Annotated in this window: 12 protein-coding genes and 1 pseudogene; 10 read left to right on the top strand and 3 right to left on the bottom strand. The window is 38.4% G+C overall.

Features of this window, described 5'->3' with window-relative positions; translation table 11 throughout:
• Positions 1-465 precede the first annotated feature (465 nt).
• The 3 genes and pseudogenes from EXN75_RS07880 to EXN75_RS07870 all read right to left on the bottom strand — a co-directional run.
• The gene (locus tag EXN75_RS07880) at positions 466-657 is read right to left on the bottom strand and encodes a hypothetical protein (RefSeq protein ID WP_134843369.1); all 192 of its coding nucleotides are present in this window, start codon (positions 655-657) and stop codon (positions 466-468) included.
• 98 nt (positions 658-755) lie between these two features.
• Positions 756-2,342: an ATP-binding protein gene (locus tag EXN75_RS07875; RefSeq protein WP_134843368.1), complete on the bottom strand. Its 1,587-nt coding sequence runs from the start codon at positions 2,340-2,342 to the stop codon at positions 756-758.
• Positions 2,343-2,558: 216 nt separating this feature from the next.
• A pseudogene (locus tag EXN75_RS07870) lies at positions 2,559-2,750 on the bottom strand (IS4 family transposase); the annotation flags it as partial.
• Between the two features lie 129 nt (positions 2,751-2,879).
• Between EXN75_RS07870 and EXN75_RS07865 the strand changes: the two are divergent.
• From EXN75_RS07865 to EXN75_RS07820, 10 genes are all read left to right on the top strand, one after another.
• Positions 2,880-3,428, top strand: a complete 549-nt coding sequence (locus EXN75_RS07865; RefSeq protein WP_134843367.1) for an N-acetyltransferase — start codon at positions 2,880-2,882, stop codon at positions 3,426-3,428.
• Positions 3,429-3,582: 154 nt separating this feature from the next.
• Positions 3,583-5,553, top strand: a complete 1,971-nt coding sequence (ligA, locus tag EXN75_RS07860; RefSeq protein WP_134843366.1) for an NAD-dependent DNA ligase LigA — start codon at positions 3,583-3,585, stop codon at positions 5,551-5,553.
• 74 nt (positions 5,554-5,627) lie between these two features.
• A complete protein-coding gene (locus EXN75_RS07855; protein WP_118115446.1) occupies positions 5,628-6,266 on the top strand; it encodes a deoxynucleoside kinase in 639 nt (212 codons plus the stop codon).
• A 23-nt stretch (positions 6,267-6,289) separates the two neighbouring features.
• Entirely contained in the window at positions 6,290-6,910 is a 621-nt protein-coding gene (locus EXN75_RS07850) for a deoxynucleoside kinase (protein WP_022109967.1), read from the top strand.
• 72 nt (positions 6,911-6,982) lie between these two features.
• A complete protein-coding gene (locus EXN75_RS07845) occupies positions 6,983-8,971 on the top strand; it encodes a fructose-1,6-bisphosphatase (protein WP_134843365.1) in 1,989 nt (662 codons plus the stop codon).
• Positions 8,972-9,271: 300 nt separating this feature from the next.
• On the top strand, positions 9,272-10,609 hold the full coding sequence (locus tag EXN75_RS07840; protein ID WP_134843364.1) for a TolC family protein: 1,338 nt from the start codon (positions 9,272-9,274) through the stop codon (positions 10,607-10,609).
• Between the two features lie 62 nt (positions 10,610-10,671).
• A complete protein-coding gene (locus tag EXN75_RS07835) occupies positions 10,672-11,856 on the top strand; it encodes an efflux RND transporter periplasmic adaptor subunit (RefSeq protein ID WP_134843363.1) in 1,185 nt (394 codons plus the stop codon).
• Positions 11,857-11,912: 56 nt separating this feature from the next.
• Positions 11,913-12,713 (top strand): ABC transporter ATP-binding protein, encoded by an 801-nt coding sequence (locus tag EXN75_RS07830; protein WP_118115454.1) that lies wholly within the window; start codon positions 11,913-11,915, stop codon positions 12,711-12,713.
• A 42-nt stretch (positions 12,714-12,755) separates the two neighbouring features.
• On the top strand, positions 12,756-13,994 hold the full coding sequence (locus EXN75_RS07825) for an ABC transporter permease (RefSeq protein WP_022109962.1): 1,239 nt from the start codon (positions 12,756-12,758) through the stop codon (positions 13,992-13,994).
• 149 nt (positions 13,995-14,143) lie between these two features.
• Positions 14,144-14,854 carry a LytR/AlgR family response regulator transcription factor gene (locus tag EXN75_RS07820; RefSeq protein WP_134843362.1) on the top strand — a complete coding sequence of 237 codons (711 nt, stop codon included), beginning with the start codon at positions 14,144-14,146 and terminating at the stop codon, positions 14,852-14,854.
• The last annotated feature ends 242 nt before the right edge of the window (positions 14,855-15,096 follow it).

The following is a 15,096-nucleotide window of genomic DNA, read 5'->3' as shown; positions in this document are numbered from 1 at the left end:
AGGGTTATACTCCATTTTCCACGTTCCACGAATCATTCTCTTCTATCGCTTCCCGATTACGAGTGCAAAAGTAAGAAGATTATTTCTATCAGCCAAATATCTAAACCTACCTTGTATGAAATGCCATTCTGTATGTACCAAATGGCAAAGAGGAGGCGTCATAAGTCTAAATTACAGTTGGCGCATAACAGTTGACCTACGCATGCACATCACCTGTTGTGCAAGCGCATATCAGCTGCTATGCAAGCGCACAAAAGCTGTTGTGCGACCGGAGATACTAACTAACTCAAAAACATATACTATCTTTTCTAGCAACTTATACTATGTTTTCCAACAACATATCAGTAACATTCCAACAAACAAAAAAGGGTGAATCATTAACTTATGACACACCCTCTTTGCTAAATCAGACACACAACTGATCTTATCTTATAATATTATACTCAAACTCATAATCCCCATTCTTCAGCCATTCGGGAACATCTTCTCCATTTTCCACAAGGCCTTCAATATGAAACTCCAGACTTTCCTTGCCTCCTTTTGCAAAGCTTCAAAGGTTGGTGCTGTAAAAACCACCGCTCCTGGTACATTACTACCAAGAGAACCGCCAAAATTCTTGTCGCACCACGCAACGTCAACAATAATCTTCTCCATCATGTGCTACTTTAAATTTCCCAAATCTCCCCGTTCAAGACAACTATTCCTTACCAAGGTTTCTAACTTTTCAACCATCTTACGCTTGGTTTCCTTATTACCTACTTCATTTTCCACCCATCAATGGTCCCCGTCTTCGATGAGAAGTTGCAACCTATCTGATAAATCTTTCTGCCATCTGCTGCATATTCCCTGGCATAGCCCATATCCTCTATCTGCTTCAGGGCTTCCTCTGCCGAACCATCACGCTTGAATTCGAAGATGTAGATATAGTTCGGAGTCTCTACCACACAATCTACCCTACCTTCGCTTTGCTGCTTTTCAATGAACACCGTGAAACAGCTGATCATTCTCAATACGAGATAGAAGGTGTATTGGAAGTAACGCTCCTTCTCTCGCTCATCGTCCTTGCGACGCTGGTTATAAGGAATGCTGGCAAAGAAGGAAGTCATCAGATTCTCCAACTGATGGCAATCTCCCTTCGACATCACATCTACTACCTGAATAACCCAGGCATCCGTTGACTTCGATGGCTTCAGATAACTGGAAGCTACCAGCGTCAGGAAACCGCTCCTCACTTCATCATTAGGGAAATCCAGGAGATAGGAATCGGTATCCATATTCCAGTCCTTAATGGTAAGATAACCGCTCTGATAAATCATAGGCAATGGTGCTTCCACATCCGCCTTGTAATCGATGAAACTACTCGTAGGATAAAACCTGTTCACCATCTCATTGATGTTCTCATCAAAATGAGACAACAAGCGAACAAGATAGGTTGGCGAACCGGTGCGGAACCAATAATCTGCTAGAATCTTCTTGCTCAAGGCATTCAAGATACTGAAAGGATTATAGATATCAAGCATATTGGGGCTGAAGTGATAACCATCAAACTTCCTCTTCAGTTTGTATTTCATTCCTTCCTCTGTGGTCTTATATCTCACAGCCATCGCCTTGATCTGTTCCTCGAAAGTGGAATACAATTCCTCTTCCGTAATACCACAAAGTGCCTCGTAATGCTCGTCCATACTGATGTCGTTAGGCTGATTGAAACCACTGAACACGCTTACTTGTGAGAACTTGGTGACACCCGTGAGCAAGACAAACTGCAGATTAGCATCGGCTTCCTTGAACACAGAATATACGCCTTTGAGCAGATTGCGATTATAATCCTCCAAAGTCATCTTTCCATATTCATTCTGCACAGAAATATCCATATCCATCACATCAAGCAAAGGCTTGTCATACTCATCAATGAGTACGACAGCTCTCATTCCTGTTTTCTTATGAGCATTCCCTAGCACAGCCTTAAAGCGACTACCTAAAGTCTCGGCCAACTCCTCACGTCCATAGATACGTTCTGCCATGGCAACAAACTCCTCCAACACTTTGTCTAACGCATAAGGCTCTACAAAATTTTGACCACCAAAAGAGAGATGGAACACAGGATATTGCTTCCATTCCTTCTCCAACTTGTCGATGGAAAGTCCTTTAAAAAGTTCCTTCTTACCCTCGAAATAGCATTTCAAGGTAGATACGAGCAACGACTTTCCAAATCGTCGTGGACGACTCAGAAAGTATATTTTACCATTAGTCACTAAGTCATAGACCAATGCCGTCTTATCGAGATAAACATAACCATCTTCTATGATTTGTTCGAAACTCTGTATTCCGATAGGATATTTCATATTGCTACCATTTTAATTTCTTTCGGCAAAGTTACAAAGAATAATGATACAAGCAAAGGAATATCCCGAAAAAATAACGAGATAGTAGAATCTATTACATTTTTATGAGACTTTTTCCAGACCACACAGTATATAATAATGTATATGAGCAATAGAAAAATAAAAGACATCTTCGTTTGCCATATAGACGGAAGTAATCTAACCCAGAATAGTCTCTTAAAAAAGGGGATAATCGAGTTCTTTGACATCGTTGAAAATGGTCTTATCAAATAGATCTCTTAGGTGGGTTTTGTCCGTCAATGAAATGCTTAGAATCTGCAAAACTTCATACGTCGAGCATTTCAATTGCATATCATGGTGCACAATAGCCACGAGACAATAAGTGATAATGGCAACACTAATGGCCAAATAAGCATCAAAACTGATGAAAAATGCAGCTTTATTGCTATTTTTTCTTCATTTCCTATTCTAATTCGTTTTTTTTTGTTAATTTTGCAACGAAAATACAATAAAGTCATATCCGTAAAAATACAGAAGATGGACAAAAAACATTTCGATATAGATTTCAGGGCAGCCACGCTAAAAGATTTTGAGGAGTGTATGGATTTAATAAATCAGGCACGACAGCAGATGATAGAATCAGGACTACATCAATGGACTGGTGGCTATCCTTCTGAATCTGATATTTTGGCTGATATCAATAACGGAGTAGCGCAAGTACTTACTATTGATAAAAAGATTGCAGTTTATGGAGCTGTCATACTTAACGGGGAAGAAAAATATAATAGTATCCAGGGTACTTGGAAGACATATGGTAATTATTATGCCATTCATCGTTTGGCAACTTTACCTGAACTCCAAAGAGAAGGTTTTGCTCAGGTATTTATTAAAAAGGTAAAAGGACTTTGTGAAGTAGAATGCATTCCAAGTATCAAGGTAGATACCCATATCAAAAACCTGAAAATGGTGAAACTTCTATCATCGATGGGATTCTGCTATTGCGGAACTGTCGATTATGGTATCCGTGGCAAGCGAATTGCATTTGAATATGTTACGCTGAATGAAAAAGAAGAAAATATCTATTAAGAGATTTTAATGTCGTATTTCCAAAATATTGTTTCTTTTTTTGGCAATTAGAATTATTTGCAGTATCTTTGCATTAGATATGTTGTAGCTGGCTTTTGAAAGTTGATATTTCATTTTGTCCGCTTACTTCAATCTAAGTATGAAAGAAACAATTATGAAAGAAGAAAAAACGACTATGATGAAGCAGCTTGTTGAACAACTCAACAATGCTTCTCAAGCATATTATAATGGTGAGGCTGAACTGATGTCCGACTATGAGTGGGATTCCAAGTTCGACCAGCTGAAATTGTTGGAAGATGAAACTGGAATAGTTTTACCAGATTCTCCAACAAATAAAGTTTCTGAGGATTCTATTTCCGGCAAGAAGGAACCTCATGAATTTCCTGCCTTATCACTTGCCAAAACCAAAAGTGTTGCTGACCTTGAAAAATGGGCCAGTAACAAACCGATTTGGATTTCATGGAAACTTGATGGACTTACGTTAGTTGCTACTTATGATGATGGGAAACTTACCAAAATCGTAACTCGTGGTGATGGGCATATTGGTACGAATATTACTCATCTTGCCCCTGCCATCAAGGGAGTATTGCCTAAGATTTCAGAAAAAGGGCATTTGGTAATCCGTGGAGAGGCTGTAATTTCCTATGAGGATTTCAATAATTTTCTTTTAGAGACAGAAAGTGATTATGCCAATCCGCGTAATCTTGCGTCTGGATCTCTTACGCTTAAGGATGTGGATGAAGTTAAACTCCGCCATATCCAGTGGATTCCTTTCACTTTAGTATATTCCGATCAGGAAATTCTATCATGGGGGCAAAGAATGGATTATTTAGAAAAGCTTGGCTTTCAGACGGTGGAACATCGATTCATAGAAAATCCTACCTCTGTGAATATTCAGGAGAAAATTGATGAGTTTACCCAGAAAGTTACCCATAAGAAGCAACCATTTCCGGTGGATGGACTGGTTATTACTTATGATGATACCCAGTATGCTTCTACTGGTTCTGTTACTGGTCATCATGCGACAAGATCCGGTTATGCTTTCAAATGGCAGGATGAATATGCAGAGACGGTTTTGGATCATATAGAATGGTCATGTGCTGCCAGTACGATTTCTCCTGTTGCAGTTTTTCAACCAGTAGAGTTGGAAGGCACTACCGTTCAGCGGGCTTCGCTCTGTAATATCAGCGAATGTGAACGCTTGGGTATTGGAGATGCGGGTACGAAATTACAGGTAATCAAGGCCAATAAGATTATTCCTAAAGTCATCAAAATAACTGAAAAAGTTGGCGTTCTGAATATTCCTGATAAATGTCCTGTTTGTGGTGCTGAGGCTCATGTGGTTTTGAGTGAATCGGGGACTAAGAAATTACATTGCAGCAATGCTGACTGTACTGCTAAACAGTTGAAGAAGTTTGCCCGCTTTGTAAGCAAAGATGGAGTCAATATAGACGGAATTTCAGAACAAACGGTTTCCACTTTTATCAATCATGGATGGATCAGGGATTATGCTGATTTCTATCACTTGAAAGATTTTGCCTACCAGATTACGAGTCTGGATGGATTTGGCAAGAAATCGGTCAGTAAGTTGTTGGAAAGTATCGAAAAAAGTCGAAATACTGACAGCAGGCATCTGCTGTATGCTCTGAGTATTCCTCTATGCGGGTTTGATGTAGCCAAACGTCTTTTAAGTAAATATACTTTTAAGGAATTGATGGAAACTGCTAAGACTTCGCTTTTTGATGATGTATTTGCAAGTATAGATGGTATTGGACCTGAAAAAAGTGCCAGGTTCGTAAACTGGTTCAAAGATGATAAAAACTATCTTAAGGTTTCAAACCTACTGAAGGAACTTGATGTCAAAGAGGTAGAAGTTGCGGAAGTGGGTACGAAATGTGCAGGTCAGACTTTTGTGATAACAGGCGATGTGTATCATTATAAAAACCGAAACGAACTGAAGGCTTATATAGAAAGTCAAGGTGGTAAGGTAACTGGTAGTGTGAGTAAAAGCACAACATACCTTATAAATAATGATGCAGAGTCTCAAAGTTCTAAAAACAAGAAGGCCCATCAACTGGGCATTTCCATTATCACAGAGGAACAATTCAGAGAAAAATTCACTTGAGATGACCATTCTTAATATATGATGATTCTTTCATCATAAAAATGGATTTCATCTCATCTAAACTTAAATAAAGTATGTATATAGCAGTAGCAGGTAATATTGGAAGTGGTAAAACAACGCTTACTCAAATGTTATCAAAGCATTACGGATGGAAGAAATTTCTTGAACCCGTTGAGAAAAACCCTTACCTGGATGATTATTATAAAGATATTCCCAGATGGGTGCTCAATATGGAAATCTTCTATTTGAAGCAGCGCTTCAAAAATCTGTTGGAAATACAACAAAGTAACGAGACTATCATTCAAGACCGCAGTATCTTCGAGGGCGTGTATGTCTTTGTGGCTAACAATAGAAAAATGGGTTATATGGACGAGCGTGACTTTGATACTTATATGGGATTGTTTGATTCAATGATGTCTGTTGTAGAGCAACCGGAATTGATGATTTATCTTCGTTCTTCTGTACCGCATCTCGTCAAAAATATCCAGAAAAGAGGACGGGAATGTGAACAGAAAATTCCACTTGATTATCTTCAGGGGATCAATGCTCTCTACGAAGATTTTATATGGAATAAATACAAAGGAAAGGTGCTCGTGATTGACGTTGACAACATGGATTTTGAGCATAATCCTAAAGAGTTTGGAGGCATCATTGATAAGATAGACGCAGAACTCTTTGGTCTTTTCTCTTCACGAGTAAACGAAAAAGATTAGTAAACAATTTAAACGTTAAGAAAATGCATATAGCAATTGCGGGCAATATCGGTAGTGGTAAAACGACGCTCACGAAATTACTGAGCAAAAGATATGGTTGGAAACCTAATTTTGAACCTGTTGATAATAATCCTTATCTGGCTGATTATTACAAGGATATGGAAAGATGGTCTTTCAACCTGCAGATCTATTTCTTGAATAAGAGATTTCATGATGTAGTAGAAATCTCCAAGTGTGATGATACGATTATTCAGGATAGAACTATCTTTGAAGATGCGAAGATTTTCGCTCCAAATCTTCATGATATCGGTATGATGAGTGACAGGGATTTTGAAAACTATACCGACCTCTTTGATCTTATGATCAGTCTGGTAAAACTTCCTGATCTCATGATTTATATCAGAAGTAGCATCCCTACTCTGGTGAGCCATATCGAGCGTCGTGGTAGAAACTTTGAAAAAAGTATTCGCATAGATTATCTTCAGGGATTGAATAACAGATATGAGAATTGGATCAAAAACTATAAGGGTAAATTGATTATTATAGATGGTGACCATCTTAATTTCGAGGAGAACCCTGAGGATTTCAGACAGATTACTGATCAGATAGATGCAGAACTGTTTGGTCTCTTCCCATTGGAATAAGTTGGGAATCAATGGTTTTTAGTTTTCTGATTATAAATATATTATCAACAAGAATTAACAAATTATCAACGTATGAAGCATTACAATATCGAAGAAGACATGAGGTATCTCCAACTTCTTTCGCAATCGTTTCCTACGGTTGCGGAGGCGAGTACGGAGATTATCAATTTGCAGGCAATCCTTAATTTGCCTAAGGGTACGGAACATTTCCTGGCTGATATCCATGGTGAGTATGAAGCATTTATTCACGTATTGAAGAATGCATCTGGAAACATCAAGCGAAAGGTAAATGAACTGTTCGGCAATACTCTGAGGGAATCAGAGAAAAGAGAACTGTGTACGCTTATTTACTATCCAGAACAGAAACTTGAACTGGTAAAGCATAATGAGACGGATATTGATGACTGGTATCATATTACGCTTCATCAATTGGTTGCAGTATGCCGTGATGTTTCCAGCAAATATACTCGTTCAAAAGTAAGAAAGTCGCTTCCTGCTGATTTTTCATATATCATTCAGGAACTTCTACATGAGCATACGGAAGATCATGATAAAACTGCTTATGTGAATGTAATTGTCGATACGATCATTTCTACAGGTAGAGCGGATGATTTCATCATCGCCATTGCCAATGTAATCCAGCGTTTGGCTATCGATTCGCTTCATATATTGGGAGATATTTACGATAGAGGTCCTGGCGCTCACATCATCATGGACACGATGAGGAAATATCATAGTTGGGATATGCAATGGGGAAATCACGACATTCTCTGGATGGGTGCTGCGGCAGGTAATGATGCTTGTATCTGTAATGTTATCAGATTGAGTTTGCGATATGGTAATTTATCAACTCTTGAGGAAGGTTATGGAATCAATCTTGTTCCTTTGGCTACGTTTGCCATGGAGACTTACAAGAATGATCCATGTATGGAGTTTATTCCTAAAACAAGTGGTGGTGCTTCCCTGTTGGATGAAAAAACTTTGCGATTAACGGCTCAGATGCATAAGGCCATTGCGGTAATTCAGTTTAAGGTGGAGAGCCAGATTATTGCCAAGCATCCTGAATGGAAAATGAATGACAGATGTCTCTTTGAACATGTTGATTATCAGAATGGAACGATTGATCTTCAAGGGAAAACGTACAAGATGAGTTCTTGCTCCTTCCCTACTATCAATCCTGCTGCCCCATCTGAATTATCACCAGAGGAAGAAATTCTCATCAGCAAATTGCATCATTCATTCTCTGTTTGTGAAAAGTTGCATAAGCACATCAGAGTGATGTTGCAACATGGTTGTATGTATGGAATTTATAATAATAATCTGTTGTTCCATGCATCTTGTCCACTGAATGAAGATGGTTCTTTGAAGGAAGTGGAAATTTTTCCTGGAAAGAAATATAGCGGTAGAGCCTTAATGCACCATACGGGTATGCAGATTCGTACTGCTTTCCAGCAGGATTCTGCGCCAGAGGAGCGAGATTATGCGATTGACTATTTCTTGTATCTGTGGTGCGGTCCAGACAGTCCTCTCTTTGACAAGAGTAAAATGGCTACATTTGAGCGATATTTTATTGCAGATAAGGAGACCCATGTTGAAGAAAAGGGATATTATTTCAAGCTTCGTGATAATGAAGAAGTGATAGACCATATTCTTGATGCCTTCGGAGTGGTAGGTTCTAATAGACATATCATCAACGGACACGTGCCTGTAAGAACTCTGAAGGGTGAAAATCCTATCAAAGCCAATGGAAAACTGATGGTTATTGATGGTGGATTCTCTAAGGCTTATCATAATGAGACGGGTATAGCCGGTTATACGTTAGTCTATCACTCCAGAGGTTTCCAGCTTGTTCAGCATGAACCTTTTACAAGTACAGAAGATGCTATCCAGAGAGGTACGGACATTAAAAGTACCACCCAGATAGTAGAAATGTCTAATAGAAGAATGCTTGTGGCTGATACTGATATAGGTGTGGAACTTCGTAAGCAAATTGACGATCTGGAGGAATTACTCTTTGCTTACAGACATGGATATATTAAAGAAAAAGAAAAGAAACAATAACTTGTAATACAGCAAGTTATCAAACTTTAGTTAGAGAAATATTATAAGGCATTATTTGCTTGTAATATTTCTCTTTTTTGTTTTTAGCCCGATAACATCTTTTTGTTTTTTCATTTGAGTCTTAAAATGATTGTTAAAATGACTTTAGGCAAATAAACTTATTTCTACTACACTTCGTCTAACCAAACGTAAATAGAGAAAAACTGTAATCTGATTTAGATTATGAAATCTGTAGTTAGATTTAAATGATAAAATAAATCGGATTATACAAAGAGTGATAATAATATAAATGATTAAGATATGAACAAAAGATTTGGTAAAGTTTTGATTGGTGCTATCTTAGCCACCATTCCTTCTGGGATTTATGCAAAACAATGGACTCTTAAAGAATGTATCAATTATGCATTGGAGAATAATATAAGTTTGCAAAAGACTCAAATTAAAAAAGCAAGTGCAAATGAGGATTATTTGCAGTCTAAGGCTGCTTTGTTGCCCTCTTTGTCTGCTTCGTCTAATCAGAATGTAAGTTATACTCCTTGGGTAACAAGCGGAATCAGTGGAGAGGGTTTCACCAAATCTTCTGTTGATAAGGTTTATTATAATGGTTCTTATTCTGTAATGGGTAACTATGTAATTTGGAATGGTAATAAAAATCGTAATCAGGTAAAACTGAATAAGTTAACTTACGAGGCTGCAGCTTTGGATTCAGCTACTCAGGCTCAAAACCTTCAAGAACAAATTGCAACATTATACATTCAGATTTGCTATTCTACGGAGGCGATAAAAGTAAACCAGGAAAGTTATAAATCAAGTCTGGAAAATGAAAATCGTGGTAAGGAATTTGTTAAGAATGGTAAGATGAGTCAGGCGGATTTGGCTCAGCTTACTGCTCAGAGAGCACAGGATGAATATAATATTGTTGCTGCTGAGAGTAATGTGAAGAATTACAAGAGACAACTCAAGGAATTGTTGCAAATTACAAACGATGAGGCTTTTGATATTGTGATTCCTTCTACTACTGATTCACAGGCTTTAGCTTCTATTCCTGCTCTCAATAGCGTTTATGCTTCTGCTCTTGACAATCGTCCGGAAATCAAAAGCTATCAGAATATGATAGATCAGAGTAATTTGAATATTGATATTGCCAAAGCTGGTAAAATGCCAACGATTAGTGCCAATGCAGGTGTCTCTACAAGTTCTACTTCCATGAACAAGACTGGTTGGGGAACGCAAATCAAGCAGAATTTCAATTTAGGTGGTGGTGTTTCCATCAGCATTCCTATCTATGATAATCGTGCAACCAAAACTGCTATCAACAAGGCTAATCTTCAGAAACAGAGTAGTATGTTGGATTTGAAGAATGAACAGACTAAGCTCTATTCTACTATAGAAAACTATTGGTTGCAGGCGAATACGAATCAGAGCCAATTCAAGTCTGCAAAAGTTTCTACCGAAAGTGCCAAGGCCTCTTTTGAACTCTTGAATGAGCAATTCAAATTGGGATTGAAAAATATCGTAGAACTTCGTACGGGTAAGGATAATCTCCTTAAAGCTCAGCAGAATGAATTGCAGGCTAAGTACTTGACAATCCTTAATTTAGGTATGTTGAATTTCTATAAAAACGGAAAGGTGGAGTAATCTTCTTTTATCAATATAAATAGGTGTGATGAAATAATAAACTTAAAAGAACACAGAGAGATATGAAAAAGAAAATCTTTAGTAAGGTATGGATTGCTATGATTCTTGTGGTTGTCATAGCAGTTGCTGCTTGGTTGCTTTCGGGGGGCAAAAAGGAAGAACAGATTAATTTCAAACAAGAGAAAGTTGCCACTCATACACTGCAGAATAGCATTACTGCTACTGGTACAATAGAAGCTGTTACCAGTGTTACTGTTGGTACTCAGGTGAGTGGTATTGTGAATAAACTTTATGTGGATTACAATTCCGTAGTTAAAAAAGGTCAGGTGATTGCTGAACTTGATAAGACCAACCTGATCAGTGAACTGAATACCGCTAAGGCAAATTTAGCAAGTACTGAGAGTAATCTCAGTTATCAGAGTGCCAATATGAAGCGCTATCAGACATTGTACAAGAAAGGTCTTGTAAGTGCTGATGAATATGAAAATGCCCTTTTGGCTTACAGGCAGGCCAAGGAGCAGGTTGCTTCTTCCCGAGAAAATGTGCAGAAAGCGCAAACTAATCTGGGTTATGCTACGATCACCTCTCCTATCGATGGAACTGTGATTTCTAAGAGTGTAGAGGAAGGACAGACTGTTGCAGCCAGCTTCAATACTCCAGAACTTTTTACGATTGCCAAAGACTTGAAGAATATGCAGGTTATTGCAAATGTCGATGAGGCTGATATCGGCGGTGTAGCTGTTGGCAATAGAGTAAACTTTACGGTAGATGCTTATCCTGATGATACTTTCGAGGGGGTTGTTAAGCAGGTGAGACTGGAAGCTACCACTACTAATAATGTGGTAACTTACGAAGTGGTAATTAGCGCTCCTAATGCGGATCTGAAATTGAAGCCAGGACTTACTGCCAATGTTACCATTTTCACGAAGGAGCAAGCTAATATATTAAGTGTTGCCAATAAGGCTTTGCGCTTTACTCCAACTAAAGAGACGGTGGGCAAAGATATGAAAATCGTAGATTGCAAAGGTAAGAATAAGGTATGGACGCTAAATGGTAATACGCTGACAGCCCATTCAGTAAATATCGGGCAGAGTGATGCAATGCATACTCAGATTATTAGCGGTATAAAGGCAGGTCAAAGCGTTGTTACAGAAATTGTTGTTGATGCTTCTGAAGACGAAGAAGATAGTCAGCAGCAAAGTCAGGGATTGATTAGCGGACCTGGTCCAAGAGGAAAGAAAAAATAACCCAAGTTGAGAGTCCCCTGATCAAGGAACTCTCAGCAGAAACAATTTTTCAAGAGATGACAGAAATTTCAAGCAATAGCCATGAAGGCAAACAAATAGGACAGCAAGAGGGCAAAAAGGTCGTCATTGAACTGGATAATGTGAAGCGCAATTTCTTAGTTGGAGATGAGGTGGTTCATGCCTTGAAAGGGGTTAGCTTCAAGATCTATGAGGGAGAGTTTGTTACTATCATGGGTAAATCTGGTTCAGGTAAATCTACCCTACTCAACCAGCTCGGTTGTCTCGATACTCCATCCAGTGGTGAATATTATCTTGATGGAGTCAGCGTGAGAACGATGTCAAGAAATGACCGTGCTATTCTTAGAAACCGTAAGATTGGTTTTATATTCCAGAACTACAACCTGTTGCCTAAGACGACAAGTGTAGAGAATGTAGAACTTCCTCTGATGTATAATCCTAATATAGGTCCTGAAGAGCGAAAGAATAGAGCGATTGAGGCTTTGAAGGCTGTAGGTCTTGGCGAGCGACTTTATCACAAGAGCAACCAGATGTCTGGTGGACAGATGCAGCGTGTAGCTATTGCCAGAGCTCTGGTCAATGATCCTGCGGTGATTCTCGCTGATGAGGCTACAGGTAATTTGGATACGAGAACCAGTTTTGAGATTCTGGTCTTGTTTCAGAAACTTTATGCAGAAGGCAGAACCATTATATTTGTGACTCATAATCCGGATATTGCCAATTATTCCAGTAGGAATATAGAGTTGCGTGACGGTCATATTATCAGTGACGAATACAATCAGCATATCCTTTCTGCTAAGGAAGGTCTGGCTGCATTGCCTCAGAATACTGATGAGTAGATTAAAATCTTATTTCTTTGATGTTCCTATAAAAATAAGAAAATGAATTATCAGAATCTTTTTAAAATAGCAATCCGTGCCATTGCGGCCAACAAGATGCGCTCTTTCCTCACGGCATTAGGTATCATTATCGGTATTGCCGCAGTTATTACCATGCTTGCCATTGGTCAGGGAAGTAAAGCCAGCATCAAGGCTAATATTGCAGAGATGGGTTCCAATATGATTATGATTCATCCGGGAGCCGATATGCGTGGAGGTGTTCGTCAAGATGCTTCTTCCATGGAGACTCTTAAGCAGACCGACTATGAAGCTATCAAAGATGAATGTAACTATATTTCGGCCATTTCACCTTCTGTGAGCAGTAATGGACAATGGATCAATGGTAACAATAATACCCAGAGTAGTATTTATGGTGTGAATCAGGACTATCTGACTATCAGACAATTGAAGATTGCTGATGGAGAGATGTTTACTGATTCTGACATCAAGACTGCTGCCAAAGTTTGTGTCTTGGGACAGACGGTTGTAGATTATCTTTTCCCGGATGGAAGTGATCCTATAGGAAGGGTTGTCCGCTTCAATAGTATTCCTTTCCGTGTGATAGGAGTTCTTAAGAAAAAGGGTTATAACAGTATGGGTATGGACCAGGACGACCTTGTTTTGGCTCCATATACTACGGTCATGAAACGAATCTTAGCGCAGACTTATCTGAGTGAAATCGTATGTTCGGCCATTACAGAAGAAGCTTCAGAACCTGCTCAGGATCAGATAACACAGATTCTTCGTAGAACACATAAGTTGAAAGACGCTACGGATACGACGGAGGGTGACGATGATGATTTTAATATCCGTTCACAGGAAGAAATCTCAAGTATGATGAATTCCACGATGTCAACTATTACAATTTTGCTCGGTAGTGTTGCGGGTATTTCTCTGATTGTGGGTGGCATTGGAATCATGAATATTATGTATGTGAGCGTCACAGAACGAACCCGAGAGATTGGCTTGAGAATGAGTGTTGGAGCCAGGGGAATAGACATCCTCAACCAATTCCTTATCGAGGCTATTCTGCTGAGTGTTACTGGTGGTATAATCGGTGTGATTCTTGGAGTAAGTATTTCGGTTTCCTTGCAACAGTTTGCCCACGTAGCTACTCAGATAGAGCCATGGAGTATTATCATGAGTTTTGCAGTATGTACGTTTACTGGTGTATTCTTTGGATGGTATCCTGCCAAAAAAGCAGCAAGGCTCGATCCGATAGAAGCCATTCGTTACGAATAAAACAGGCAATAAAAGTTTTTTAAGAGATTTTTTGTAGCTAAAAAGACAATATTATAGCCTCCACTACGTTATTTTTTAATAACAAGTGGAGGCTTTTTATTAGCTCACATTTAATAACTTGGAGATTTAACTATTTAAAGATTACTATTATGAAAATTAATTGCGCAATAGTAGATGACAATATAGAATCGGTAGAAATTCTAAAGAGCCATGTAGCTAAAGTCCCCTATTTGAATTTAATAGGTGGCTATACGAATGCAGTTGAGGCAATGAAAGGCTTTAGAGAACATTCTATTGATTTGCTTTTCATGGGTATTCGTTTGCAGCAGTTGAGTGGCTTGGAACTTGCGAAATTGCTACCTAAGAAGACTCGTATCGTTTTTGTTACTGCATTTAGTGAATATGCGATAGATGGTTATAAGTCTGGCGGTTTCGACTATCTTCTCAAACCGGTAAATTATCAGAATTTTCAGGCTTGTGTTGAGAGAGTAAGAAATTACATGAGAGATGTGGATGAAGCTGACCCGATAAGGAGAGATGGCTATATGTTCGTGAAGAGTGATTATAAAGCTATCCGGGTCAATTTTGATGATATTCTTTTTGTGGAAGGTGTGAAGGATTATGTGAAATTCCACATGAAAAATAAAAGAAACATCATTACTTTGATGAATTTGCGCCAACTGGAAGCTCATCTCCCCAAACGAAAATTCAAGAGAATTCACCGCTCTTATATTGCAAATTTTGATTTGTTTGATTATACTGACAAAACGAAACTCTATTATGGAGAAATTTGTATCCCGATTTCTGAAACATATAAGAATATTGTAGTTGATTTTATCGACAGACATACTTTGGATTAAGATATTGGTTTACAAGAGCTGCAGATCTTATGAATGAAGTCTTCAGAAGAAGAACTTATAAGAAGGCTTATAAAATAAATTAGGATTTTGAAATAGTGCTATAAGGGAAGTATTATAAAGGTAATTTTATAAAAAAGTTTGTTTTATATATGGAGTCCTATAGATATATTTCTTAGAGTAAGTTTTATTGTAAGAGTAAGATTTAAAAAATACAAAAAGCGAAATATTGAAAAGTATTAAAT

Origin of the sequence: Segatella hominis (genome assembly GCF_004535825.1) — a bacterium.
Classification (GTDB): domain Bacteria; phylum Bacteroidota; class Bacteroidia; order Bacteroidales; family Bacteroidaceae; genus Prevotella; species Prevotella hominis.
The sequence above is the reverse complement of the archived record's forward strand: the minus strand, read 5'-3'. Positions and strand labels throughout refer to the sequence as shown.

Coding starts and splice junctions, on each gene's coding strand:
- EXN75_RS07825 (WP_022109962.1), top strand. CDS start 12,756: ATGAATTATCAGAATCTTTTTAAAATAGCAATCCGTGCCATTGCGGCC.
- EXN75_RS07850 (WP_022109967.1), top strand. CDS start 6,290: ATGCATATAGCAATTGCGGGCAATATCGGTAGTGGTAAAACGACGCTC.
- EXN75_RS07835 (WP_134843363.1), top strand. CDS start 10,672: ATGAAAAAGAAAATCTTTAGTAAGGTATGGATTGCTATGATTCTTGTG.
- EXN75_RS07875 (WP_134843368.1), bottom strand. CDS start 2,342: ATGAAATATCCTATCGGAATACAGAGTTTCGAACAAATCATAGAAGAT.
- EXN75_RS07840 (WP_134843364.1), top strand. CDS start 9,272: ATGAACAAAAGATTTGGTAAAGTTTTGATTGGTGCTATCTTAGCCACC.
- EXN75_RS07855 (WP_118115446.1), top strand. CDS start 5,628: ATGTATATAGCAGTAGCAGGTAATATTGGAAGTGGTAAAACAACGCTT.
- ligA (WP_134843366.1), top strand. CDS start 3,583: ATGAAAGAAGAAAAAACGACTATGATGAAGCAGCTTGTTGAACAACTC.
- EXN75_RS07820 (WP_134843362.1), top strand. CDS start 14,144: ATGAAAATTAATTGCGCAATAGTAGATGACAATATAGAATCGGTAGAA.
- EXN75_RS07845 (WP_134843365.1), top strand. CDS start 6,983: ATGAAGCATTACAATATCGAAGAAGACATGAGGTATCTCCAACTTCTT.
- EXN75_RS07865 (WP_134843367.1), top strand. CDS start 2,880: ATGGACAAAAAACATTTCGATATAGATTTCAGGGCAGCCACGCTAAAA.
- EXN75_RS07830 (WP_118115454.1), top strand. CDS start 11,913: ATGACAGAAATTTCAAGCAATAGCCATGAAGGCAAACAAATAGGACAG.
- EXN75_RS07880 (WP_134843369.1), bottom strand. CDS start 657: ATGATGGAGAAGATTATTGTTGACGTTGCGTGGTGCGACAAGAATTTT.